General features: G+C 65.6%; 23 protein-coding genes, 1 tRNA gene and 1 rRNA gene. 20 read left to right on the plus strand and 5 right to left on the minus strand.

The features are described from left to right. Positions 1-50 precede the first annotated feature (50 nt). From rrf to LH390_RS05515, 13 genes are all read left to right on the plus strand, one after another. A 5S ribosomal RNA gene (gene rrf / locus LH390_RS05455) occupies positions 51-169 on the plus strand. A 224-nt stretch (positions 170-393) separates the two neighbouring features. Then, a complete protein-coding gene (locus tag LH390_RS05460) occupies positions 394-1374 on the plus strand; it encodes a tetratricopeptide repeat protein (protein WP_399524701.1) in 981 nt (326 codons plus the stop codon). After that, positions 1371-2375: an HAD-IIA family hydrolase gene (locus LH390_RS05465; protein ID WP_227282255.1), complete on the plus strand. Its 1005-nt coding sequence runs from the start codon at positions 1371-1373 to the stop codon at positions 2373-2375. Before LH390_RS05460 ends, LH390_RS05465 begins: the two co-directional genes overlap by 4 nt. Positions 2376-2511: 136 nt before the next feature. Next, complete coding sequence (locus LH390_RS05470; RefSeq protein ID WP_227282254.1) at positions 2512-3333, plus strand: TlyA family RNA methyltransferase; 822 nt, start codon at positions 2512-2514, stop codon at positions 3331-3333. Continuing rightward, entirely contained in the window at positions 3330-4289 is a 960-nt protein-coding gene (locus LH390_RS05475; protein ID WP_227282253.1) for an NAD kinase, read from the plus strand. Before LH390_RS05470 ends, LH390_RS05475 begins: the two co-directional genes overlap by 4 nt. 10 nt (positions 4290-4299) lie before the next feature. Continuing rightward, positions 4300-6045, plus strand: coding sequence for a DNA repair protein RecN (gene recN, locus LH390_RS05480; protein ID WP_227282252.1), 1746 nt, complete (start codon positions 4300-4302; stop codon positions 6043-6045). A gap of 109 nt (positions 6046-6154) precedes the next feature. After that, complete coding sequence (steA, locus tag LH390_RS05485; protein WP_227282613.1) at positions 6155-7351, plus strand: putative cytokinetic ring protein SteA; 1197 nt, start codon at positions 6155-6157, stop codon at positions 7349-7351. A 34-nt stretch (positions 7352-7385) separates the two neighbouring features. Then, the gene (locus LH390_RS05490) at positions 7386-8336 is read left to right on the plus strand and encodes a copper transporter (RefSeq protein ID WP_227282251.1); all 951 of its coding nucleotides are present in this window, start codon (positions 7386-7388) and stop codon (positions 8334-8336) included. Between the two features lie 256 nt (positions 8337-8592). Continuing rightward, entirely contained in the window at positions 8593-10248 is a 1656-nt protein-coding gene (pyrG, locus tag LH390_RS05495) for a CTP synthase (protein WP_227282250.1), read from the plus strand. 3 nt (positions 10249-10251) lie between these two features. Next, positions 10252-10908, plus strand: a complete 657-nt coding sequence (locus LH390_RS05500) for an NUDIX domain-containing protein (RefSeq protein ID WP_227282249.1) — start codon at positions 10252-10254, stop codon at positions 10906-10908. Between the two features lie 2 nt (positions 10909-10910). After that, on the plus strand, positions 10911-11816 hold the full coding sequence (xerD, locus tag LH390_RS05505) for a site-specific tyrosine recombinase XerD (protein ID WP_227282248.1): 906 nt from the start codon (positions 10911-10913) through the stop codon (positions 11814-11816). Positions 11817-12000: 184 nt separating this feature from the next. Next, on the plus strand, positions 12001-12879 hold the full coding sequence (locus LH390_RS05510; RefSeq protein WP_227282612.1) for a ParA family protein: 879 nt from the start codon (positions 12001-12003) through the stop codon (positions 12877-12879). Next, complete coding sequence (locus tag LH390_RS05515) at positions 12876-13694, plus strand: segregation and condensation protein A (RefSeq protein ID WP_269961623.1); 819 nt, start codon at positions 12876-12878, stop codon at positions 13692-13694. The genes LH390_RS05510 and LH390_RS05515 overlap by 4 nt, the downstream gene beginning before the upstream one ends. Here the strand turns inward: LH390_RS05515 and LH390_RS05520 are convergent. Beyond that, positions 13691-14593 carry an aldo/keto reductase gene (locus LH390_RS05520; RefSeq protein WP_227282247.1) on the minus strand — a complete coding sequence of 301 codons (903 nt, stop codon included), beginning with the start codon at positions 14591-14593 and terminating at the stop codon, positions 13691-13693. The genes LH390_RS05515 and LH390_RS05520 overlap by 4 nt on opposite strands. A gap of 69 nt (positions 14594-14662) precedes the next feature. On the opposite strand from LH390_RS05520, the gene LH390_RS05525 reads away from it, so the two are divergent. The 6 genes from LH390_RS05525 to LH390_RS05550 all read left to right on the plus strand — a co-directional run bounded on the left by LH390_RS05525 (position 14663) and on the right by LH390_RS05550 (position 21179). Continuing rightward, positions 14663-15523 (plus strand): sulfurtransferase, encoded by an 861-nt coding sequence (locus LH390_RS05525; protein WP_227282246.1) that lies wholly within the window; start codon positions 14663-14665, stop codon positions 15521-15523. Next, a complete protein-coding gene (gene scpB, locus LH390_RS05530; RefSeq protein ID WP_227282245.1) occupies positions 15520-16113 on the plus strand; it encodes an SMC-Scp complex subunit ScpB in 594 nt (197 codons plus the stop codon). The genes LH390_RS05525 and scpB overlap by 4 nt, the downstream gene beginning before the upstream one ends. 384 nt (positions 16114-16497) lie before the next feature. Then, the gene (locus LH390_RS05535; RefSeq protein ID WP_399524705.1) at positions 16498-17313 is read left to right on the plus strand and encodes a pseudouridine synthase; all 816 of its coding nucleotides are present in this window, start codon (positions 16498-16500) and stop codon (positions 17311-17313) included. A 26-nt stretch (positions 17314-17339) separates the two neighbouring features. Then, positions 17340-18041, plus strand: coding sequence for a (d)CMP kinase (cmk, locus tag LH390_RS05540; protein WP_227282610.1), 702 nt, complete (start codon positions 17340-17342; stop codon positions 18039-18041). After that, a complete protein-coding gene (gene der, locus LH390_RS05545; protein ID WP_227282243.1) occupies positions 18038-19600 on the plus strand; it encodes a ribosome biogenesis GTPase Der in 1563 nt (520 codons plus the stop codon). The genes cmk and der overlap by 4 nt, the downstream gene beginning before the upstream one ends. 193 nt (positions 19601-19793) lie before the next feature. Next, positions 19794-21179, plus strand: coding sequence for an anaerobic C4-dicarboxylate transporter (locus LH390_RS05550; RefSeq protein WP_227282242.1), 1386 nt, complete (start codon positions 19794-19796; stop codon positions 21177-21179). A gap of 16 nt (positions 21180-21195) precedes the next feature. Here LH390_RS05550 and LH390_RS05555 read toward each other — a convergent pair whose 3' ends face one another. Then, positions 21196-21981, minus strand: a complete 786-nt coding sequence (locus tag LH390_RS05555) for a class I SAM-dependent methyltransferase (RefSeq protein WP_227282241.1) — start codon at positions 21979-21981, stop codon at positions 21196-21198. A 101-nt stretch (positions 21982-22082) separates the two neighbouring features. Here LH390_RS05555 and LH390_RS05560 point away from each other — a divergent pair, with 101 nt between their 5' ends. Continuing rightward, on the plus strand, positions 22083-23105 hold the full coding sequence (locus tag LH390_RS05560) for a CE1 family esterase (protein ID WP_227288293.1): 1023 nt from the start codon (positions 22083-22085) through the stop codon (positions 23103-23105). 136 nt (positions 23106-23241) lie between these two features. On the opposite strand, the gene LH390_RS05565 is transcribed toward LH390_RS05560, so the two are convergent. The 3 genes from LH390_RS05565 to LH390_RS05575 form a co-directional block, all read right to left on the minus strand. Beyond that, positions 23242-23318 (minus strand) — tRNA-Pro (locus LH390_RS05565). Positions 23319-23415: 97 nt separating this feature from the next. Then, positions 23416-23832, minus strand: a complete 417-nt coding sequence (locus LH390_RS05570; protein WP_227282239.1) for a YchJ family protein — start codon at positions 23830-23832, stop codon at positions 23416-23418. Continuing rightward, complete coding sequence (locus LH390_RS05575) at positions 23833-24987, minus strand: alpha/beta hydrolase family protein (RefSeq protein WP_227282238.1); 1155 nt, start codon at positions 24985-24987, stop codon at positions 23833-23835. It lies immediately after the preceding gene. Between the last annotated feature and the right edge of the window lie 261 nt (positions 24988-25248).

Raw genomic sequence — 25248 nt, forward strand, 5'->3', positions numbered from 1 at the left:
GTGTCTGGCATGGCTTGTTGGCTTGTGCTGGTTGGTTGTTTTTTGGTTGTGTCGGTGGTTGATGGTGGCGGGGTCACGCCCGGTCCCTTTTCGAACCCGGAAGCTAAGCCCGTTTCACGCTGATGGTACTGCACTCGGGAGGGTGTGGGAGAGTAGGTTGCTGCCGGCCTTTAACTTAATGTTGGTGTGGGTGGTGTGTTGTGGAGTCTGTTGACTTCGTGGCATGCCACCCACACTTTTTTTATACCCACAACACCCGCACAGTAGTTCTTGGCTGTCAGGGCGTGGGCTAGACTTGCGGTGTTTACGGTTGTGACGAGGCACGGTCTGTATGTGGGGAAGTGCGTATCTTCTTCCCCGTCGTGATTGGGCTAGGCCTAGATGACAAGGAGAATGATGGAACATCGCGGTGGTCAATACTCTCGGGGCGAAAACGGCGACTCCCGCGAAAACGGCGGGAATTCCGGCCGGCCCTCGGGAGGCCGAAGCGGCGCTGGCCGAGGTAGTGCAGGCCGCGGCGGAACAGGGCGCGGTGGGGGTCCCCGCGGAAACTCGAGAGGCGGCTCCCGCGGCGGCGCCCGGGGCTCACACGGCGGGCCAGGCCAGCGCCGCGGTCACGGGCAGCGCGGGGGCGCCGGCCGCGATGAGGGCAAGGGGCGGCTCAATCCGCAGCGGTCGGGTTTTCGGGAAGAACGGCTGAATAAGCGCCAATCGGAGCCTGATCTCCCGGATGATATTGACGTCCGTGACTTGGATCCGCTGGTGCTCCAGGACCTCAAGGTTTTGTCCAAGGTCAATGCGGATGCCGTGGCTAAGCACATGATCATGGCTGCGACTCTGATGGAGGATGATCCGCAGTTGGCTCTGCGCCATGCGCGGGCGGCGAAGGATCGCGCCGGTAGGGTCTCGGTGGCCCGGGAGACCAACGGCATTGCTGCGTATCGCGCGGGGGAGTGGAAAGAGGCGCTGTCGGAGCTTCGTGCTGCGCGCAGGATGAGCGGGGGACCTGGCTTGTTGGCCATCATGGCTGATTGCGAGCGCGCGTTGGGTCGCCCTTTGAAGGCGGTGGAGTTGTCACGTAGCCCTGAGGCGGCAGAGCTGGATCCTGCCTCGGCCGTGGAGTTGGCCATTGTTGCTGCCGGTGCCAGGAGGGATCTGGGCCAGGATGAGGCGGCGGTGGTGACGCTCGAGCGTTTGGGTCCGTCGTTGGAGTCCTCGGGCTACGTTGCGGCTCGGTTGAGCTACGCGTATGCGGATGCGCTGTTGGCGGTAGGCCGGGTGGCGGAGGCCCGCCGTTGGTTTGAGCATTGCCGGGAGAATGATCGAGATGAGCTCTTGGATGCGGCGGCACGGCTGGAGGAATTGGATCAGTGACGCAGCTCAAAGATATAACCGATGCCCTGCTATTGGATCTTGACGGCACTGTCTGGGAGTCTGGCCGCGCCATCGCGGGGGCGGTGGAGGCGATCGTTGCCAGCGGCGTGGACGCCCTGTACGTGACCAATAATGCTTCGCGTGCGCCCGCGGACGTGGCGCAGATGCTCCAGGCCATCGGGCTGAAGGCGGATTCCCGCCAGGTGGTGACCTCGGCACAGGTGGCTGCGGAGTTGGCGGCGCAGGTCAGCGGGTCGGGCGCGCGGGCGCTGGTGTTGGGCAGCCCGTCGTTTAAGCAGTTGGCTGAGGATGCCGGCCTGGTTGTGGTCTCTGGTATGGAGGATCCGCAGGGCCCTCCGGAGGTTGTGTTGCACGGGCATAATCCGGAAACCGGGTGGGCGCAGTTGTCCGAGGCCGCGTTGGCCTTGCGCGCGGGGGCGCGGTATATCGCGTCGAATCTGGACTCGTCATTGCCGTCGGATCGCGGGCTGATGGTGGGTAATGGCTCCATGGTGGCAGCTGTGGTCAGTGCGACGGGGATTTCGCCGACATCTGCGGGCAAGCCGGAGCCGGCGATGTTTGAGGCTGCGGCCCGTTCGGTGGGCGCGCAGCGCCCCTTGGCCGTTGGAGATCGCTTGGATACGGATATCCGGGGTGGAAACAACGCACAGATGCCCACGTTGCATGTGATGACGGGGGTCTCGCGGCAGCGGGATCTCATTGCGGCACCGCCGCAGGATCGTCCCACGTATCTCGCCGCGGATTTGGGCGGGCTTTTCGACGCCCCGGACTCGCTGCGCCCGCAGCCTCAGGGCGACTTTGTGGCTCAGGTGGCGCCTGCGGGTGCGCGGGTGGAGCTTCGCGGAGGCACGGGGGCGTCGACAAGCATGCAGGCACTGCGTACGGTGCTGGGCGCGGTGTGGGCGCAGGACCGGGAAGCGGAGTGGACCGTGGCTGCCTGTAGTGATGCTGCCGAGCGGTGCATCGCGGAGTGGAGTTGATGTGCAGGCCGCGGAGGTAGAGCAGAGGGTGCGCCAGATTCTGGAAGAAGATGCCACGACTGCCCAGGAGATCGCCGAGCAGCTAGAGCGCGCGCATGAGGTACTCAATGAGGCGCTCAAGGACAAGGATGCGTAAGTGGGTACAAAAAGAAGGCTAGACGCGGAGCTGGTGCGCAGAAAGATCGCGCGCTCCCGTGAGGCGGCCGTGGAAATGATCAAGCAGGGTCGCGTCAGCGTCGGAGGTTTTCGCGCGCTCAAGCCGGCCACCGCGGTGGGCCCGGATGTCTCGATCAAGGTCACAGGCCAGGCGGATCAGGAGTGGGCTTCACGCGGTGCGCACAAGCTCCTGGGTGCTTTGGAGACCTTTGAGCCGCAGGGCCTGAGCGTGCGGGGGCTGCGGGTGCTTGATGCGGGGGCGTCGACAGGCGGGTTCACGGATGTCCTTCTGGCGCGCGGCGCGGCGAGCGTCGTAGCTGTGGATGTGGGCTATGGGCAGTTGGTGTGGCGGCTGCAAAATGATCCGCGGGTGCAGGTGATGGATCGGACCAATATTCGGAATCTGACCCCGGATCTTATCGGCGGGCCCTGCGAGATGATGGTCGGCGATCTTTCGTTTATCTCCCTGCGCCTGGTTCTGCCGGCGATTGCGCAGTGCCTGACTCCGGGGGCCGCACTGCTGCCCATGGTGAAGCCGCAATTTGAGGTGGGCAAGGAGCGGCTGGGCCACGGCGGGGTTGTGCGCTCGCCGCAGTTGCGTGCAGAGGTCACCGCGGAGGTCGCAGACTTTGCCGCCACCCTTGGGCTGACGCTGCGCGGCGTGGTGGCCTCCCCGTTGCCCGGGCCTTCGGGCAACGTCGAATACTTCCTGTGGCTGGTCAAAGGCGACGAAGCGCACGCATGGGATGCCAGCGAGCGCAGGGCGGCAATTGAACGAGCCGTAGCGGAGGGACCGCAATGACCGATTCACAGCGCACCGTCCTGTTGGTGCCGCACACCGGGCGGGCCTCAAACACGCGCTCTGCTGCCCGGGCGGCGCAGCTTCTCACCGGGGCAGGAATCTGCGTGCGCATCTTGGACACGTACGGCTCCGGTGCCCTCAACGATTATCCCGAGCTGGCCAGCCTCGAGCGGGTGCCCCACGGCCGGGAGGCGACCTCTGGTGTGGAGCTGGTCTTGGTGCTCGGCGGCGACGGGACGTTCCTGCGCGCCGCTGACCTGGCCCATGACGCAGACCTTCCGGTTTTGGGCATCAACCTGGGGCACGTGGGTTTCCTCGCGGAATGGGAGGCGGAGTCGCTGGAGGAGGCCGTGGGGCGGGTTATCTCCCGGGACTACCGCATCGAGGAGCGCATGACTGTGCGGGCCACGGTCTATGACGCGGACATGGAGCTGATCGATTCCGCCTGGGCGCTCAACGAGGTCAGCGTGGAGCATGAGCGCAACGGCGGCGTCTTGGATGCGAGCCTGGAAGTTGATGCCCGCCCGGTCACGGCCTTCGGCTGCGACGGAGTGATCATCTCTACCCCCACGGGATCGACGGCCTACGCCTTTTCCGCGGGGGGACCGGTGCTGTGGCCGGAGCTCGACGCGATGCTTGTGGTGCCCAATAACGCCCACGCGTTGTTTACCAAACCGTTGGTTATTAGCCCGGATTCGACGGTGGCTGTGGAATCGCTCAGTCCCTTCGGCCGCGCGGTGGCGGTGATGGATGGCTTCCGGCGCATCAGCATGCCGCCGGGGGCGCGCGTGGAGGTTGTTCGCGGCGACAGGCCGGTGCGCTGGGTGCGCCTGGACGACCGCCCGTTTACGGATCGGCTGGTGACCAAGCTGCACCTGCCGGTTGATGGGTGGCGCGGTCCGAAGTCTCAGGGTGGCCGACCCGGAGACTTAAACCCGCCTCGCTCTGGCAGGTAGAGTCTGGGGCATGCTTGCAGAGCTGACCATCGAAAACCTTGGCGTCATTCCCAGTGCGCATGCGGAGCTCAGCCCCGGGTTGACGGTGCTGACCGGAGAGACCGGTGCGGGAAAGACCATGGTGGTCACCGGGCTGCGGCTGTTGGCCGGCGCCCGCGCGGAGGCGTCTCGCATCCGTGACGGGGCCTCCCGCGCCGTGGTGGAGGGCCGGTTTGTTACCGCGGGCATGCTGCCCGAGCAGGCGCACGCCGCGCAGCACACTGTGACGGAAGCCGGCGGCCAGGCGGATGAGAACGGAGAATTCATTGCCTCCCGGACTGTGAGCGCCTCTGGGCGTTCGCGGGCGCATCTGGGCGGGCGCTCCGTCCCGGCGGCGACGCTGACGGAGTTCACCGATCACCTGCTGACCATCCATGGGCAAAACGATCAGCTTCGTTTGCTCTCCCCGGCCGAGCAATTGGCCGCCCTCGACCAGCTGGACCCACGGATTGCCAAGAAGCGGGCAAGCTACGACGCCGCCTATGCGGTCTATGCCGAGCTGGCGCGCGACTTGTCTCGGCGCACGCAGCGCCGCCGCGAACTGGCCCAAGAGATTGACCGCCTGACCTTTGCCCTCAACGAGATCGATGAGATCAATCCGGTTCCCGGGGAGGATGAGGAGCTGGTGGCCCTGGTGCGCCGGCTTTCCGACGCCGATTCCCTGCGCGAGCAGGCCACCGCAGCGTTGGCAGCCATCGACGGTGCAGAAGCCTTCGGCGGGATGGCCGGCAGCGATGAGGACGCCGCGGCCTCCACGCTGTTGGGGCAAGCAGCCGCGGCCTTAAGCGGCTCAGAGGACCCGGAACTCGCGGAGCTGGCCGGCCGCCTTGAACAACTCACCGCCACGCTCGGGGACGTCTCCGCCCAGCTTGGCGCCTACCTGTCCGGGCTTCCCGATGACCAAGAGGCCCTCGAAGCCGCGCTCAACAGGCAGCAGGAGCTCAAAACGTTGACCCGCAAATACGCGCCGGATGCCGCCGGGGTGGTGCGCTGGCGGGACAAGGCACGCACTCGTTTGGAGCGTATCGACGTCTCCCAGGAAGCGCTCGACGAGCTGCGCGACCGCGTGCGCGAGGCGAAGGAAAAGATGACCCGTGCCGCGACAGCATTGTCCACTGCCCGCGCAGCCGCGGCCAAGCGCCTAGAAAAGGCCGTCACCGCCGAGCTCGCCGGGCTAGCAATGCCGCACGCCCACCTCCGCGTGGCCCTCAGCAGCGTGGAGCCGGGGCCCAGTGGCGCAGACGCCGTGGAGTTTTTACTTGCGCCTACCCCGCAGGCAACTGCGCGCCCGCTGGCCACGGCGGCGTCTGGCGGCGAGCTGTCCCGAGTCATGCTTGCCCTTGAGGTCATCGTCGCGGGCGGAATGCCCGGAGCCACGCTGGTCTTCGATGAGGTTGACGCCGGCGTGGGCGGCAAGGCCGCGATAGAAATCGGGCGCAGGCTCGCGCGTCTAGCCACCAACAACCAGGTCATTGCGGTCACGCACCTGCCGCAGGTCGCCGCCTATGCGGACGTCCACCTCCACGTATCCAAGGCGGTAAGCAGCCAGGACGTGCGTTCCGGGGTGCGCCAGCTCAGCGGGGAAGACCGAGTAGAGGAGCTGGCCCGAATGCTTGCCGGCATGGACGATACGGCGACGGGGCGGGCCCATGCGGCCGAGCTGCTGGCAAAGGCGGACTCGGAGAAGACCGAACAGCGTTCCTCGGCGTCCACGTAGCCGGCGGGGGACCGGGCGGGAGTGCGAGGCAGGCGACGGAACGAAAAAGCAAAGTTCTGGCCGCGGTGTCCCGCGTGCCTCCGCCCTTTGGAACTCCATGACATGCACAATCGACGCCATGAGTCTGTTCTCCCGCAAAGACGAGCTGCCCGGCGTCCACGGGGTGATGCGTGATTGCACCTCCGATAATGCCAAGGGCTTCAAGCGCCTCAGCCAGGGCGACATCGCGATTATTGATGCGCCCGATATCACCCGACAATTCGCCCAAGAACTCATTGAGTCGAACCCCGCAGTGGTGGTCAACCTGGCCGAATTCTCCACCGGGGCGGTTCCTAATTTTGGTCCCCGGTTGCTTCTGGATTCCGGAATTGACCTTGTAGAAGACGCCGGCGCGGAGGTGCTATCGCAGCTGCGCGACGGCAAGAAGGGCCGCGTGACGGAGGAAGGCGAACTCTTCCACGGTGATAAGCACATAGGTTCCGGCCGCCCGGTCAGCGCTGACGATGTGGATGAGACTTTTGCGCACGCCCAGCGCAGCCTCGTTGACCACATGGAAGCCTATTTTGGCAATACCATCGAGTTCATTAATTCGGAGGCGCCGCTGCTGGTTGATGGGCTGGGTATCCCGGATACGGGGGAGACCCTGCGGGGCCGCAAGGCGCTGGTGGTCAGCCCGGGGCCGGGGCACAAGGAACAGCTCGCTGACCTGCGGAATTTCATTCGGGAATATGATCCCGTGGTAGTGGGCGTTGATGCGGGCGCGGACACCGTGGTGTCCATGGGCTACAAGCCGGACTTTATTGTGGGCAATCCGGACGGCATTGATGCGGCGACGCTGCGCTGCGGGGCGCGGGTGATCCTTCCTGCCGATCCTGACGGCCACGCCGCCGGCCTGGAGCGCATTCAGGATTTGGGCATTGGGGCCATGACATTCCCGGCCGCGACAAGCTCAGCGACAGACCTAGCGTTGCTGCTAGTGAATTTCCATGAGGCGGATCTCATCGTTCTTGCCGGCGCACCCTTGGATCTTGATGCCATGTTTGCGCGGCGCTCCGATGCCACGCCGTCGGCGCTGGTGACCCGCGCGAAGGTAGGCCCTCGCCTGGTGGATGCCTCCGCGGTATCGAGCCTGTACACGGTGCCGTCGGGCGGTGGCATTGCCTGGCTGTGGGCGGTGCTCGGGCTGTTGGTGGCGCTCGCCGTGATGGTGGTGATCGCGGGTCTGAACGGGGACGGGAGCTTCGTGGACAACATGATCGATACGTGGAATAACATCGCGCTGACCGTCCAGGGTTGGTTTAAGTAACGTACGACTTTTCTGACTCGGAGGTTAGAAACACATGCCAGGAAAAACTGGAGGCAGGACCGGGTTGGTCGTCGCGGGGCTGGCTTTTGGCATCGCCGCAGGCGTGGCCTTTGGCACGTTGGGGCTTGCGCCAAACCTATCCTCGGGCGCCGGCCCGGGGGCGGGCTCGATCGCGCAGGAGCGTGACGCGGCGGTCAAGGATGCCCAGATCAATGACGCGCAGGCGCGATCCGCGGACGCGGTGGTGGGGGAGTTGGCCCGCCCGGCGGTCGCCGATGTGCTCAAGGACCATTCGGTGCTCATTATGCGCACGGCGGATGCTCAGGACGAGGACGTGGCGGCCGTGCGCGCGCTGCTGCGGCAGTCTGGGGCTACTTTTGCGGGCGGGATCAAGCTGGAGTCGCGCTTCTTATCCCAAGATGGTGCTGATGCGCTCAAGACGGTGGTCACTAACACGCTGCCGGCCGGGGCGCAGTTGTCGGAGACGAACCTTGACCCGGGCACGCACGCGGGCGAGGCGCTGGGCTCGGCCCTGCTGGTTAGCCCGCGAGAAGGCACGCCGCAGGCCACGGAGGCAGAGCGCGCCACGGTGTTGACCGCCTTGCGCGATGGGGGATTTATCTCCTATGACGAGGGCACGATCTCTCCTGCCCAGGCGGTGCTCATAGTCACGGGCGATTCTGACGGCTCGGGCGACGCCGCATTTTCGGCAAAGACGCTCGCCGCGATGAGTACTGCCCTGGATAGCCGCGGCAGGTCCGTGGTGCTGGCAGGCCGGATCCATACCGCTGCTGACACCGGTGCTGTGGGCCAGTTGCGCGCCGCCCATCCGGGTGGTGCGAAGGTGTCTACGGTGGATTCCGTGGATCGGCAGTGGGGCCGTGTGGCCACGGTGTTGGCGGTGCGCGAGCGCATCGATGGCGCCACGGGTGCCTATGGGGCTGCGGCGTCGGCAGAGGCGGCCAGTCCCGCGTTGACCCGCTAGTTTCCTAGCGTGGGCGGGCGCGGTGTTATGCTGGAGTCCCGTGGGTTGTACGGTCGGCCCCCGCGTTGTGTGGCGCCATGATTGGCGTGCACGGTGGGTGCCGGGTCCCCGCGGGATTTTTGTATGCACGGCAGGTGTGCGGCGCCGTCAGGGTGGCGCAGCGGGCGTGCATGCAGGGAGTTCTTTCGTGGGGATAGGGCCGGACCACCTGATCCTGTTGCGTGAGACTCCGAAGATTCAAGGGGATGACTGGTAGATGAAACGCCCGGCCACTAAGTACATATTTGTCACCGGGGGCGTCGTGTCCTCACTGGGGAAGGGGCTGACGGCAGCCAGTTTGGGCCAGCTGCTCACAGCTCGAGGCCTGTCGGTGACTATGCAGAAGTTGGACCCGTATCTCAATGTTGATCCGGGCACCATGAATCCCTTCGAGCACGGTGAGGTCTTTGTCACCGATGACGGCGCGGAAACTGACCTAGATCTTGGCCATTATGAACGCTTCTTGGACCGCAATCTCACCGCGAATGCGAATGTCACCACCGGCAAGGTGTACTCCTCGGTGATTGCCAAGGAGCGCCGCGGCGAGTACCTAGGAAAGACCGTTCAGGTCATCCCGCATATCACCGATGAAATCAAGGCCCGAATCCTGGCCATGGGCCAGCCGGATGCTGCGGGCGAGCGCCCTGACGTGGTCATCTCTGAGATCGGCGGCACGGTCGGTGACATTGAGTCCCAGCCTTTCTTGGAGGCTGCGCGGCAGGTTCGCCACGCCGTGGGGCGGGATAATATTTTCTTCATCCATGTGTCGTTGGTGCCCTATTTGGCCCCGTCCGGCGAGCTGAAGACAAAGCCGACTCAGCATTCGGTTGCGGAACTGCGTGGGATTGGCATTGTTCCGGATGCGTTAGTGTTGCGCTGCGATCGGGAGGTGCCTGCGCCGCTGAAGGAAAAGATCGCGCTGATGAGCGACGTCGACGTGGATGGGGTGATCTCCTGTGCTGATTCCTCGTCGATTTACAACATTCCGGAGGTGCTGTATCGGGAGCACCTGGATACCTTCTTGATCCGCAAGCTGGGCCTGCCGTTCCGGGATGTCGATTGGTCGCAGTGGCGGGACCTGCTTGATCGGGTGAATAACCCGCAGGGCGAGGTCACCGTGGGCATCGTGGGCAAATACATTGATCTGCCTGACGCCTATCTTTCCGTGGTGGAGGCGGTGCGCGCGGCGGGCTTTGCGCATCGGGTCAAGGCGAAGATCAAGTGGATTGCCTCCGATAGCTGTGAGGACTCGGCTGGCGCGGCGGCGGCCACGCAGGGGTGTGACGCGCTGATCGTTCCCGGCGGATTCGGGGTGCGTGGCATCGAGGGCAAGATCGGTGCAGTGCGCTACGCCCGGGAGGCCGGGATTCCGCTGCTGGGGTTGTGCCTGGGGTTGCAGTGCGTGGTCATTGAGGCCGCGCGGGCAGCGGGTATCGAGGGGGCCTCATCGACGGAGTTTGATCCGCAGACCGCGCAGCCGGTGATTGCCACCATGGCGGAGCAGCAGGAGGCTGTGTCCGGGAAGGCGGATCTGGGCGGGACGATGCGCCTGGGGTCCTACCCGGCGACCCTGGTTGCAGATTCGCTCGTCGCCGAGGTCTACGGCACGACGCAGGTTGAGGAGCGGCACCGCCACCGCTACGAGGTCAACAACGCCTACCGCAGCCAGATCACCGAGGGCTCTGGCCTGGAGTTTAGTGGCACCTCGCCGGATGGGACGCTGGTGGAGTTTGTGGAGTACCCGCGCTCCGTGCACCCGTACCTGGTGGCCACGCAGGCTCACCCGGAGTACAAGTCGCGGCCTACCAAGGCGCACCCGCTGTTTGCCGGTCTGATTGCGGCGGCCATCGAGCGCCAGAAGGCTGAGGACTGATCCGTGGGTCATGAGTTCGCGGTGCGCGATTCGCGCCTGCTTATCGACGCCCCCATCCTCGCCGTCCGCCGCGACGCCGTCACCATGCCCGGGGGTGAGGTGGCTAATCGAGAGATCGTGGAGCACTTCGGCGCCGTCGCCGTCGTGGCCTATGACCGCCAGCGCGACGCGATCGCGATGGTGCACCAGTACCGGCATGCGGTGGGCCGCCACCTGTGGGAGCTGCCCGCCGGCATCCTGGATGTGGCAGGAGAAAGCGCCCTGGACACGGCAAAACGGGAGCTCCAAGAAGAAGTTGGCCTGGCCGCGCAGACATGGTCTGTGCTGGTAGACCTGGTGACTTCTCCAGGGGTGTGCGATGAGGCCGTGCGCGTGTTTGTGGCCCAGGATCTTTCCGCGGTCGAGCAGCCGGTGCCGCAGGAAGAAGAAGCGGAGATGACTATGCAGTGGGTGGAGCTGTCTGCCGCGCGGGACATGGTCTTTTCCGGGCAGCTGCACAACTCCATCGCCGTGGCCGGCGTGCTCAGCGCGTGGGCGGTGCTGCGCGACGGTGCGTCGGCTCGCCCCGTGGATACCCCCTTTGATCTGCGCCCCACGGCGCTGGCGGGGCGTCGACAAGCAGCCGGGGTTCCCGCCGGCGCGGACATGAAGCGGCCCTAGCCGTGGAACTGGAGGAGGCCGCGGGTCTGTGGCTTGATCACCTCACCGTGGAACGCGGCTTGCGCCCCAACACCCTGAGCAATTACCGCCGGGATGTGGATCGCTACGTGACATGGATGCGGGCTGCGGGGCGAACGCGCATGGAGGATATTTCTGCCGGCGATGTCTCCGCCTATGTGGCGGACCTGCGCCGCGGCGGCCTGGCGGCCTCGTCGGCCGGTCGGGCGTTGGTGGTGGCGCGGGGCCTGCATCGCTTTGCCGTCATGGAAGGCTGGGTGGGAGTCGATGTGGCGGCGGAGGTCTCGCCGCCGCAGACCGGAAGCCACCTGCCCGATACGCTGAGCATTGATGACGTCTCCCGGCTGCTGGAGGCCGCCCCGGATGGGGAGTCGGCTACCGCCATCGACCTGCGTGATCGCGCCCTCCTGGAAGTCCTCTACGCCACCGGCGCCCGGGTCTCGGAGGCCTTAAGCCTCACGGTCGATGACCTAAGCGACTGCGACGGGGTCCTGCTGATTACCGGCAAGGGGGGAAAGCAGCGCCTGGTGCCCATCGGCCAGCCCGCACTGCGCGCCTGCCAGGCCTATCTGGTGCGCGGGCGCCCGAGCCTGGCGACTGGGCGCAGTCACGCCCTTTTTCTTAATCAGCGTGGTGGCGCCCTGTCGCGGCAAAGTGCCTGGGCGATTATGAAAACGCGCGCCCACCTCGCCGGCCTCGAACAGGCAGACGCGATCTCTCCGCACACGTTGCGGCATAGTTTTGCCACCCATTTGCTGGAGGGCGGCGCGGATGTGCGGGTGGTCCAGGAGCTTTTAGGCCACGCATCGGTGACCACCACGCAGATCTATACGCACATCACGGCCGAAGGTTTAAGGCAGGTGTGGCGTCACGCTCATCCGCGCGCCTGACGGCCGGGGTGAAAGCTTCGGTGCAAACGCACTAGAATGACAGGAGTGTAGTTTTTGTTGGGCCGCCCGCGGCGCACCAGGGCCCACCAACCCCGACAAAGACGAAAAGGATGACGATAATCAGAACACTGGCATTGCTGGCCAGGCACACGCGCCGGATGGATAAATGGGAGAAGGTGACACTGTGGCAGACGAGGGGCTGTTTGAGACCGCAGACCAAAAGACTGCCCTAACCGGACGCAGCCTGCGCGATATTCCCTTGCCGCAACCGCTTGAGCGGCACGGTCCCGCGACGGTGTTGGCTATGTGTAACCAAAAGGGTGGGGTAGGAAAAACGACCTCCACGATCAACCTGGGGGCCTGCCTGGCTGAGTACGGCCGCAAGGTACTCCTGGTTGATCTTGATCCCCAGGGCGCGTTGTCCGCCGGCCTGGGGATTGCGCACAATGAGCTGGAAGTTACCGTCTACAACCTGTTGGTGGATAACCAGACGTCCGTGCATTCGGCCATCCATCACACCGCGGTCGGCGGGCTGGATATTATTCCCGCCAATATTGACCTGTCCGCGGCGGAGATTCAGTTGGTCAATGAGGTCGGCCGGGAACAAACCCTGGCCCGCGCATTGCGTCCGGTTATGCGCGATTATGACTTCATCCTTCTTGACTGCCAGCCTTCCCTGGGCCTTCTTACGGTCAATTGCCTGGCCTGTGCGCATGGCGTGATCATCCCCATGGAATGCGAGTATTTCTCCCTGCGCGGGCTGGCTTTGCTCACGGACACGGTGGAGAAGGTCCGCGACCGGCTGAACTTTGACTTAGAGATCCTGGGCATCCTGGTAACCATGTTTGACCGCCGGACCAGCCACGCGCGGGAGGTCATGTCGCGGGTGGTTGAGGTATTCGGCGACAAAGTCTTTGATGCCGTGATCACCCGAACAGTGCGTTTCCCGGAAACCTCAGTGGCAGGCGAGCCGATTACCACGTGGGCACCTAATTCGCAGGGGGCGCAGCAGTATCGGCTCCTGGCCCGGGAGGTCATTGCCAGGGCAGGAGGCCTGCGCTGACACGGGTTGACCACCAGGGCGTCCAGGAGGAAATTCCCGGATTCCGGGTAGCGCTGGGAAACTTCGAGGGGCCCTTTGACCTTCTTTTGCAGCTGATTTCTGCAAAAAAAATGGACGTCACCGAGGTGTCCTTGTCTGCGGTGACAGATGAGTTTGTCTCCTACACCCGCAGCCTCAAGGAAAACGCCCAGCTGGAGCAGATCACGGAGTTTCTGGTCATCGCCGCAACCTTGCTTGATCTCAAGGCCGCGCGCCTGCTGCCGCGGGGGCAGGTGGATGATGAGTTGGACGTGGAGCTGCTGTCTACCCGGGACCTGCTCTTCGCGCGGCTACTTCAATACAAGGCCTACAAGCAGGTCGCTGATCTTTTTGCCCACTGGCAGCGCAAGGCGCAGCGGGGCTATCCGCGCACCGTCGGCCCGGAGGAGCAGTTTGCGCAGCTGGTTGCCCCGGTGCGGCTGGGGCATTCCGCGGATTCCTTTGCGCAGTTAGCTGCGGGGGTTTTCCGCCCGCGTCCGGCGCCGCAGGTGGGAACCGATCACCTCCACCAGGTGGCGGTGTCCGTTCCAGAGCAGGCGGGGCGGCTGTTGGACGCGCTGCGAATTGCTGGCCCGGACCAGTGGTTATCTTTTGCCACGCTCATCGCCGATTGCGGGGTCTCTATGGAGATCGTCGGACGCTTTCTTGCGCTGCTTGAGCTGTATAAGGCCAAGGCGGTGGAGGCCCGGCAGGATGACCCCCTGGGCCCTTTGGACGTGGCGTGGACGGGCCTGGAGGTAGATCCGCAGGTGGTGGCGGCCGCCAACTGGGACTAGGACGCGGCGTCGAGAAGCCGCATGTGTTCGGCGCTGAGCGTGACGGCGGAGACCTCAGCGTTGGCGCGCAGGTGCTCAACGCTGGTGGTGCCGGGAACCAGGGCGCTGACGTCACTGTGGTTGAGGTGCCAGGCCAGTCCCACCGCTGTGGGGCTAAGCCCGGTTTCTGCGGCGACCTGGATCACGGCCGGCAGGTCCTGGGCGCGGGTCATGGCGCCCATGACGCCGCTCCCGCCGAGGGGGAAGTAGGGGATCCAGGCGATACCGTGCTGGGTGCAGTAGTCCAGCAGGTCCTCGTTGGTGCGGTCCGCAACGGAGTGGATGTTTTGGACGGCGGCGATGTCCGCGTCGGCAGCCGCGCGCAGCTGGTCCAGGCTTACGTGGGACAGTCCGATGGCACCGATGCGTCCGGCGTCGCGCTCGGCGATGAGCGTGGCCAGCTGGTCGTCCAGGGGGACTCCGGCCTGCTCCCCGGTGGCCACTAGGCCGGGGGTCATATCCATGCGGCGCAGGTAGACCAGGTCAAGATGATCGGTGTGCAGGCTGGTCAGGTTGTCGGTGATGGCGTCACGCAGCTCGTCAGGATGCTGGGCGGCTGCCATGGGAACCGGGCCCTGCGGGGTGGGTCGGGCGCCGACCTTGGTGGCGTAGACCACGGTGCTGTTGGCTCCGGTGCGGGGCCCAAATGCCGCGGCGAGCATGGCGTTGGCCACGTGGTCGCCGTAGAAGGCAGCGGTATCAAAAAGCTGGACTCCTAGCTCCCTGGCAGCGGGCAGGAGGCGGCGGGCGGCCTCTGGGTCGCCTGCACCGTTGTTGGCGTGGGCTAGTGGGCCCATGCCTAGGCCTACACGAAAGACCTCGCGGTTTCCTATCGTGATGGTGCGTGTCAGTGACGTCATGGTGGACAAGCGTAGCCCGGTGGCGGTGGGCGGGCGGCGCGCCTGGCCCGAACACATATACTTGCCGCCATGGCAGCGATCATCGATGTGGACACGCTTGTCGCACTGCGCCGCAGGGCGGTTGTTGTGTGCGTCAGCTCGGCAGGCAATCCGCCCGAGCAGGGTATCCCCGGGTCCGTGTGGGCGGATGTGGAGGCGGATTTTTCTGCTCCGCAGGCGGGCCTGCCGCACACGGTGCCGGAGGATCCGCGGTCCCTGTTCCTCCGCTTGGGGGTGACCAGCAAAAAGCCGCTGGTGCTCTATAGCGCGCACGACCCGGGGCCGGCGGCGCGGGTGTGGTGGCTGGCCCGGGTTGCGGGCTTTCCCAACGCCGCGGTGCTCGATGGCGGCGTGCAGGCGTGGCAGGAGTCCGGGCGCGAGGTAGCGCCGATTGAGCGGGCGGAGTGCGGTGCGGGGACGGGGGCGTCGATAAGCGGGGAGGACACGCCCGTGGAATGGGAGCGCCTTGCCGATGCACCTGCCGTGCGCGAGGCGCTGACCAGCTATAACTCTTTTGTGGTGGATGTGCGCAGCGCGCAGCGGTTCCAGGGCACTGGCTCGGAGCCGCTTACGGGCGTGCGCGCCGGACACGTCCCGGGCTCTTTTAACCTTCCGGTGTCCCGGCTGCTGCGCGTCACGGAGGCCGGCGGGTGGAGGCTGCGCGACGTCGATGAGCTGCGCGACATCTTTGAGCCCATCATCGGGCCCGCAGGGGCGGTGACCTTCTTAAGCGGCACGGCGCTTGATGCGTGCGTGGGCGCTTTGGCGGCCAACGTCGCGGGCTACGGTGACGTGCAGGTCTATGAGGGATCGTGGGCGGAATGGGGCTGGGCGCACAATGATCCGCAGGACTTCCCCGTAGCCACCGGCCCGTCTGGAGAACCCCGGTGAGCCCCGACGCGCCGGCCTCCTGGGAGATCAGTCGCCTGCGCAGTCAGATTGAATCGCTGCTGCTCGTTGCGGATCAGCCGGTGGCCACCGAGGTCCTGGCCCGGCTCGTGGAGGCGGAGCCCGCGCAGGTCGCGGCGGTGTGCACACAATGGGCGCAGGAACTCTCCGAGCGCGGCAGCGGCATCGATCTGCGGTGCGTGGAAGCGGCCGCGGGGGAGGCGCCCGGCTGGCGGCTGTATACCAGCCGCGACAATGCGCCCACGGTGGAGAAATTCCTCCTCGACGGCAGCCAATCGCGGCTGTCCCGGGCCGCGCTGGAAACGCTTGCCGTGGTGGCCTACCGCCAGCCGGTCACCCGCGCCCAGGTTTCCGCGGTGCGCGGCGTCAACGTCGATGGGGTGATGCGCACCCTCGCGGTGCGTGGGCTGATCCGGGAGGTAGACCCCGACCCGGCGACCGGGGCACACCGCTGGGTAACCACAGAATTGTTCCTGGAGCAGCTGGGCATCGACTCGCTGGACCGGCTGCCAGATCTTGCGCCGCTGCTGCCGGACCTGGACCACATTGATCTGGAGGATCTTCCGGATTAGCGCGGGTGCGGGAAACACAGGCGAGGTGGGGTAGACTCGCGGGCGGCTGTGCGTGGCGTGGCGTGATGGTGTGGGGGGACTTTTCTACCGCGTCAGCATCCCCGCGCCGCCGGGCGTGGGGGAACCCAAAGCCACCGCCCATATGGGCCTGCGTGCGCCCGATGGCGCAGGCATTGACAGGCTAGAAAATCTGAAAATAGGAAGTACACCGTGACACCACCCGCTCGCCGAGACGGCACACCGGAGGACGGACGACGCCAGTCCCGCGCCCCCCAACGCTCCCGCGCTGACCAGCAATCTCGCGCTGACCACCATTCCCGCGCTGACCAGCATTCTCGCGCTGACCAGCAGTCGCGCCCCGCCCCGCAGTCGCGTGCGGCCGAAATCCCCGTGTCCCAGGCCCGCCCGGCCCGCCACCAGCACGTCGACGTGTCTGCCCGGCGCGCCGCGGCGGCCCGCTCTGAGGGGGAGGGGGTGCGTCTGCAGAAGGTCCTCGCCCAGGCTGGGGTGGCGTCGCGCCGCCATGCCGAGGTCCTTATTGACGCCGGCCGCGTGGAGGTCAACGGCTCCACGGTGACCCGTCAGGGGGTGCGCGTGGACCCGAACGTGGACATTATTCGTGTCGATGGGGTGCGCGTCAACGTCAACGAGGACCTGCAGTACTTTGTGCTCAACAAGCCCCGTGGCGTGCACTCGACGATGAGCGATGAGCTGGGTCGGCCCTGCCTGGGCGACATCGTGGGCGAGAAGATTGCCGCTGGCCAGCGGCTGTTCCACGTGGGGCGCCTTGATGCCGATACAGAAGGCCTGATCATGCTCACCAATGACGGCGAGCTGGCCAACCGGCTGATGCACCCACGCTATGAGGTGTCCAAGACCTACCTGGCCACCGTGCTTGGCGAGGCCGACCGCACCCTGGTGAAGGCCCTCAAGGACGGCATCGAGCTCGAAGACGGCCGCACCGCCGTGGACTTTGCACAGATCGTGGACGTCAACAATGGCCTGTCCCTGGTTCGCGTGGAGCTGCACGAGGGGCGCAAGCACGTGGTGCGTCGCCTGCTGAAGGCGGCGGGCTATCCGGTGCAGCGCCTGGTGCGCACCAAGATCCATACCGTGGCGCTCGGCGAGCAAAAGCCGGGCGGCCTGCGGGCGCTGAACAACTCGGAGCTGACCAGCCTGTTTAAGGCGGTGGGAATGTGAGCAGCGCGGATAGACAGCTGAGCAACATGCCGGACGGGGGACTGGTGCTTGCCGTCGACGGCCCCTCCGGGACAGGAAAGTCCACCACCTGCCGCACCCTGGCCGCCCAGTTGGGGGCCCGTTACGTGGACACCGGGGCGATGTACCGCGTGGCCACGTTGGCGGTGCTGCGGGCGGGCGTGGACCCGGCGGACGCGGACGCCGTGATCGCTGCGACGTCCGACCTGGGCCTTGGGATCAGCGATGATCCGCACTCCCATGAGGTGCTTCTCGACGGCGAAGACGTCTCCGGGCCCATCCGGGGTGCGGAGGTGACCGCCGCGGTCTCCGCCGTTTCCGCGATACCCGAAGTTCGCGCCAACCTTGTGGCCCTGCAGCGCGACCTGACGCGCAGAGCTCACCGCGCGATTGTGGAGGGCCGCGACATCGGCACGGTGGTGCTTGTCGACGCCCCCGCCAAGGTGTTTCTCACCGCCTCACCGCAGGTGCGGGCACAACGCCGCTATGACCAGGACCGCTTGGCTGGACGGCCGGCTGATCTCGAGGCCACGCTGGCAGACGTCATGCGCCGCGACGAGGCGGATTCCTCCCGGGCGGCCTCCCCGCTGCGCCCCGCCGCGGACGCGGTGGTGGTTGACACCTCGGAGCTCAGCCCGCAGCAGGTCATTGAGCAACTCATTGATATTGTGCGCCGCAGCGCACCGCAGCAGGAAGGACAGGGCTCATGAGCGACCACGATGGAACCGCTGAGGACCGCACGCAGGCCAGTGAGCTGGCGCCGCAGGAGCCGGAGACCCAGTTCTTTGGCCACACGGACCAGGTGGACTATGACGACACCCCGGTGCCAGGCGGCGGTTGGGCCGCCTCCGATTTTGATCTCTCCGAGTTTGGCGACGCGGACCTGGCCGAGGACGACTGGCAGGCCCTAGAGGCCGAATTCGGCGTCGAGGCGACCCCCAACGTCGAGGAGGCCCTGTGCACCGTTGCTGTGGTAGGCCGCCCGAATGTGGGCAAGTCCTCGCTGGTCAACCGCTTCCTTGGGCGTCGCGAGGCCGTGGTGGAAGACACCCCTGGGGTGACCCGGGACCGGGTGTCCTACCTGGCTGAGTGGACCAACCGGCGCTTCTGGGTGCAAGATACCGGCGGGTGGGACCCCAACGTGCGGGGCATCCACGCCGCCATCGCCCGGCAGGCCGAGGGCGCGATGGAGACCGCGGACGTCATCGTCTTTGTGGTGGACTCCAAGGTGGGCGTCACAGCCACGGACGAGGTGATGGCTCGCCGGCTGCAGAAGTCCTCCGTGCCCGTGATCCTGGTGGCCAACAAGTTTGATTCGGACACCCAGCTGGCGGACGTGGCGGAGTTCTATGCCCTGGGTTTGGGCGAGCCCTACCCGGTTTCGGCGCAGCATGGCCGGGGTAACGCGGACGTGCTGGATGAGATCTTGCGCTCTTTCCCGCAGACCCCGCGGGCGACGTCGATCGTCTCGGGCCCGCGGCGCGTGGCGCTGGTGGGCCGCCCGAATGTGGGCAAGTCCTCGCTGCTTAATAAGTTCACCGGCGAGCAGCGTGCGGTGGTAGATAACGTGGCGGGAACCACGGTGGATCCGGTGGATTCGATCGTGGAGCTCGACCAGCGCACGTGGCGTTTTGTGGACACCGCGGGTTTGCGCAAGAAGGTGAAGAATGCGCAGGGCCACGAGTATTACGCGTCGCTACGCACGCGGGGCATCATCGACGCCGCCGAGGTGTGCGTCATGCTTATCGACGCCTCCCAGCCAGTCACGGAGCAAGATCAGCGGGTGCTCGCGATGATCCTGGAGGCGGGCAAGGCGTTGGTCATTGCCTTTAACAAGTGGGACCTCATGGATGAGGATCGCCGCTGGGAGTTGGACCGCGAGCTGGATCAGCAGTTGGCGCATGTGCCGTGGGTGACGCGGATTAACATCTCCGCCAAGACCGGTCGCGCGCTCCAGCGCCTCGAACCGGCGATGATTGAAGCCTTGGATAACTGGGACAAGCGCATTTCTACAGGCCAGTTGAATAACTGGGTGCGTGCGACCATTGCCAAGAATCCGCCGCCGATGAAGAATAATCGGCTGCCGCGGGTGCTTTTTGCCACGCAGGCCACCACTCGTCCGCCCACAGTGGTGCTGTTTACCACGGGTTTCCTTGATGCCGGCTACCGCCGCTATTTGGAGCGGATGTTCCGCGAGGAGTTCGGTTTTCACGGCACTCCGGTGCGTTTTGCGGTGCGCATTAGGGAGCGCAAGCAGCGGAAGAAGTAGACATTATATCGGTGCGAGGGTACACCCTCCAAGCCGATTAAATGTGACCATTGCCATGGTCTGATCATTTCCCTTCGGCCCTGCAAGCTGGATAGCGTCGAGGTGGTATCCCGGAGAGATTCTGGGCGCCACCGCGGCGCTTTCTTTGTGCCGTTTCTTGCAACGCTGACCCCTTGTGGAAAGGTCACTTCTCATGCTTGCCTCGGTGCTCGACCCAACGTCGGTGCTGGCCATTGTCCTTCAGGTCCTTGTCATCCTGAGCTGTCTGCTCGTCGGAACACGCTTCGGAGGGATTGGCCTGGGCCTTATCTCGGGGATTGGGCTGTTGGTCCTGGTCTTTGCCTTCGGACTGACCCCGGGGGAGCCGCCCGTCTCCGTCATGCTGACCATCGTGGCGGTTATTGGATGTGCGGCAACGTTGCAACAAGCCGGCGGCCTGGATGTGATGATGCAGTTCGCAGAGCGCATCTTGCGCCGCAACCCGTCGATGGTGACCATTCTGGCGCCCCTGACCACCTGGACGCTGACGGTGCTGTGCGGTACCGGGCACGTGGTCTACACCATGTTTCCCATCATCGAGGACATCGCCGTGAAGAAGGGCATCCGCCCCGAGCGCCCCATGGCCGTGTCCTCCACGGCCGCGCAGATGGGCATCACGGCCTCCCCGGTCTCCGTTGCCACCGTCTCCCTGGCCTCCATCCTGGCCGAGCACGCTGGCGTGATTGATAAGGCCTACTCCATCCCGCAGATCCTGTCCGTGGCCCTGCCGGCCTCCCTGTGCGGCGTGTTGTTGGCGGCCCTGTGGTCCGTGCGCCGCGGCAAGGATCTGGACCAGGATCCGGAGTTCCAGCGGCGCTTGCAGGACCCGGAGTTTCGGGAGCAGGTGTATAGCCACTCGGAGACGCTGATTGGCAAGGTGTTCCCGGCCTCGGCCTTCCGCGCAATGTACATCTTCTTTACCGGCATCATCGTGGTGGTCGTGCTGGGTGCCTTTGACGGCCTGCGCCCCAGCTTCCCGGGCAAGGACGGCACCCTGACCCCGCTGTCGATGAACCTGGTTATCCAGATGGTCATGCTCGTCTCGGGCGCGGCGATCCTGCTGTCCTGCAAGGTTGAGCACGCCAAGATCGCCTCTACCGCGGTATTTAAGGCCGGAATGACGGCGGTGTTTTCCGTCTTTGGTGTCGCCTGGATGGCCGATACTTTCTTTGGCACCCACATTGATGCGCTGGAGTCCGGACTGGGAAGCGTGGTTTCTTCCGCGCCGTGGATGTATGCCATTGCTTTGCTCATCGTGTCCAAGCTGGTCAATTCCCAGGGCGCGGCGCTGGTGGCTATCGCCCCCATTGGGCTGCACCTGGGCATCGACCCGGCCGTCATCGTCGGATTCTATGGCGCCGCCTACGGCTACTGGATTCTGCCCACCTATCCTTCAGACCTGGCCTGCATCGGGTTTGATACCACCGGTACCACGCGCATCGGGAAGTTTGTGATCAACCACTCCTTCCTCATCCCGGGCGCCATTTGTGTGGCCACCTCCTGCGTGGTGGGCTCCCTGCTGGCCCAGGTGGTGCTCTAGCTGCGGGCAGCCCCGGCTAGCGCTCCAGGGCAAAGGCATCGGTGCGGTAGGGCAGCACCACAGGGTCATAGGGACCCAATGCGGTGTGCTCGAAGAGGTACCAGGTCAAGTTTTCCTTCAGCCTGTTGCGCGCTGCCGGGGAGGCACGCAGCCAAAAAGAGCGCGTCGCGGCGAGAGTAAAGAGGTCGCGCGCCTGCATCGTCTGCGTCCAGCGCAGGCGCACCTCCTGTGCGATGTGCCAGGGGCGGGCTACCTCCGGGCTAAACCCCTTCCGCAGGATGTCCCCAGAATGCATGATGCGGGCCAGCCGCAGCACCCAGGGGTCCGCCACGTCGAGAGTGTTCCACGCCAGCACCACGCGCCCGCCCGGGGCAACAATCCGATCGAACTCGGTGCAGGCGGCGGGGACGGTGACCCAGTGCCACGTCTGGGCGCAGGCCACGGCGTCCACGGAGGCGTCGGCAAGCGCGGTAGCCTCCGCCGTGGCGCGCAGGATGGGAACGGGAGCCCAGGAGGAGAGCACTCGAGTCATATCCGGGCTGGGGTCGGAGGCCACCACGCGATAGCCGCAATTGAGAAGCGATTCCGTGAATTTCCCGGTACCTGCGCCAACCTCGGCGACCAGGCGGGCGCGCCCACACAGCCGGGCCACCTCATGGGGGTACCCGGGGCGGACGTCATGATAGCGGCTCGCCCCGCGCGCAAAGGCGCCCGCAGTGTGCACACGCTGCTCCGGGGACGCAAAATGCGGGCGCTGCCTGCGCGATGGCGGGCGAAAAGCTGGTACATGCGAGGAATTCATTGCTAGCCACTGTATCCTTAGAGACTTGCGCAGCCACAACCCCGCGCAGGCGGACAGCGAGGGCGCGCAATCACAGAACCCAAGGCAAAGAAGGGTTGGGTATGAGACGAACACAACTCGCGGCGATGCTTCTCGCCGTGGGGGTGATGCTGGGCATCTTTTTGACGGTGGTCCTCGACTCCGTGGCCCGACAGTCTCACCAGCAGGCGAGCGCCATCACCGGCGTTGCCGAACCATTTACGCAGGTCGCTCCGGGAACAACGGAGACCTTTTCTTTAGTATCGGCAGAGCTTAACCGCACCTTTTTGCTCAGTCGGCCGGCAACCCCCGTGCCAGCAGCCGGCTACCCAGTGATCTTCATGTTCCACGGCTGGCAGGAAACCGCAGCACAGATGCGCGACTACTCCCAAATGGACCATGCCGACGCACTGGTTGTCTACGCCGACGGCATCGCCCGAGCATGGGCGGGAGGGCCCTATTCCAAAACCAACCAAAATGGAGGCGACGAGGTCCTAGTACGCGACATTTTGGCCCGACTCTCAGCAACCTATCCCATTGATGGACAACGCGTCTTCGCTGTCGGACTGTCCAACGGTGGAGGGTTTACCGCGTTGCTGAGCTGCCGGGCCCCAGACATCATCCACGCCGTGGCTGAAGTCTCCGCGGCGAACTACTCAGCAGTGCGCAGAAACTGTTCACCTACTCCCGTGCCTACGCTGTCGATCCACGGGACCAATGATGGCGTCATGCACTTTGATGGCGGCACCCGCCACGGCTCGCCCTATGACGCGGTGCCGGCTGCACGACGCTTCGATTCCAACCGCAACGGCTGCACCGGGGAGAACATTATCCCGCAAGGCCCAGCCATCGATTACTACCAACAACAAGGCTGCCAGGTGCCCACGGACTTCTACACCATCAAGGGCGGGGTCCACATCTGGGACGGCGCCCCCGCGGACGCCAACGCCTCGGTGCCCAAGGGTTTTGCCACGGACAAGGTCCTCGAGTTCTTCGGGGTGGGCCGCCAGCCCGAGCAGCCCGTGGAGCCGCCACCGCCGGCACCGCCGGAGCCTGCCCCGCAACCCGAGGAGCCGGTGCCGCCGGAGCTGCCCGAGTTGCCTTAAGCACCTTAAGCACCTTAAGCACCGTGGAGCGCCGGAAGCTTTTCAAGCTCCCGGAGCGATGGGGCAGCGGCGTACCGGCCGCCTACGCAACAAACCCCGGGGCCCTGCTGTGGCAGGATCCCGGGGTTGTTTCTTGTGGTCGGACTGACAGGATTTGAACCTGCGACCCCTTGACCCCCAGTCAAGTGCGCTACCAAACTGCGCCACAGTCCGCTACGTGCTATCCGGCCTGGTGAACAAGCCACCCAAACCGGTCCTGGCAACGGGTTAAAGGTTACAACACTGTCGTTCTAAAGAAGAAATCCCCAGCTCACAAGGATGATTCCTGGACGTAAAACCAGCGGCCATCGCGGCGGACGAACTCGGAGTTCTCCCGCTGCGAACCGGCGGCGGCCCCCGACCCCGGCAGCGGCTTGAAAAACGCCTCAAAGTCGACGGTGCCCCGCTCGTCGAGCAGGCCGCCTCCGGTGGTGGCGTAGATCTCCAGCCGGTAGAAGCGCACGGGGGAGTCTTTCAGATCCAGGTCTGCCGGGCGGGTAGCCGGATCCCAGGTGGCCAGCAGATAGTCGGCATCGCCGACGGCGAAGGCGCTAAACCGGGAGCGCATGAGCGCCGCGGCGGTGGGGGCGGTGTGGCCGGCGTGGTAGCGGCGGCAGCACTCGCCGTAGGACAGGCCAGTGCCGCAGGGGCAGCGCCGCGAATCCGGATAGATGTTGACCTGGTTCATCTAGGCATCCTGGATGTCTAGGCCGGCCAGGACGGCGCGCAGGTCGGTGCCATCGGCGGCCGCCACCAGGGTGGCCCGCTCGGTCGCGCTGGGCTCTGGGCTCAGGGCGATGGTGCGCCGTGCCTGGCGGGGAGCGGTGCGGGTGAGGGTGACAGAGACGTCGTCAAGCGTGATGCGCTGGGCGCGCGCGGCGGTGCGGATGGCCTCGGCGGCGTCGGCGCTCAGGGCGGCCAGGACAAGATCATCCGGGCTGTGGCCTGCGGACTTGCCGCCCCGCTCGCGGGGAAGGTCCGTGGTCAGCCGCCCGGTAGCCAACGTCACGGTGTCTGCCTGCCGGGAGCCGCCTGCCGGGGTGGACACCACGGTTCCCGGCTCCGGTGAGGTTTCCTGGTTAACCGGAACCAGGTAGGGCTTAACCCAGGTGCCAATGATCTCCCCGGCGCGCGCGGCCGCGCCCTGGCGGGTGAGCAGATGATCGGCCTTATCCAGGCTGACCAGGGACTTAGGGTAGCGGGTGAGCTGGAAGATCTTCTGGGCGTTGTCCACGCCCACGGTCTGGTCGACGGGGGAATGGACGATCAAAAGCGGGCGGCGCAGCCGCGGCAGGTAGGCCTCCACGTTGGTCTCTGCGAGGTCTTCGAGGAAGGGCCGGGAGATGACGATCTCGCGCCCGCCGAGGATCACCGTCACCGCCCCATGCTCATCGACCTCCTTGATGCGGTCTGCGTAGTGGAGCACGGAGTGCGCCGGGTCGAAGGGAGCGCCCACGGTGGCCACCGCCTTGAGGCCTTTGAGTTGACCGGCGGCGCGCAGGACGGCGGCCCCGCCGAGTGAGTGGCCGATCATCAGCTGCGGGGCGGCGTAGTTGGCCTCCATGAACTCGTAGGCGCAGCGCAGGTCCTCCACGTTGGAGCTAAAGCTCGTCTCCGCGAAGTCGCCTTCGGATTGGCCGAGGCCGGGGAAGTCGAAGCGCAAGGTGGCGATGCCAAAATCGGTCAGCTTTTTGGCTATGCGTGACGCCGCCGGGGTGAACCGGGAGCCGGTGAAACAGTGCGCGAAGATGGCGTAGGCCAGCGGCGGCGTATCAGGCAGATCGATGGTGCCGGCCATGGCGGTGCCCTGGGAGGACGTGAGCGAGACGGTGCGTGAATACACGAGGAGCCTAGGGTGCCTTTCTTGGGATCGGTCAGGCCCGCAAAACTATGGGGATGCCGCTGCGGGGCGCGTTCTTACCCCCATAGCGTAGACACCTGCGCGCGGCGGGGTCGTACGGGTAGCAGTACCGGAGGTGGCGCTGGTGGCGGTGCTCGCGCGGGCGTCGGCAGTAATCCGGTACCGCGGGGTGCGCAAGCGCGAAGCCCACGCCCCGCGAGGCCCGCACCGCGAACCCGGGGCATGAGCGGGCGCGTGGGGGTG

Origin of the sequence: Corynebacterium uberis (assembly GCF_020616335.1) — a bacterium.
In the GTDB taxonomy this organism is placed as follows: Bacteria; Actinomycetota; Actinomycetes; order Mycobacteriales; family Mycobacteriaceae; genus Corynebacterium; species Corynebacterium uberis.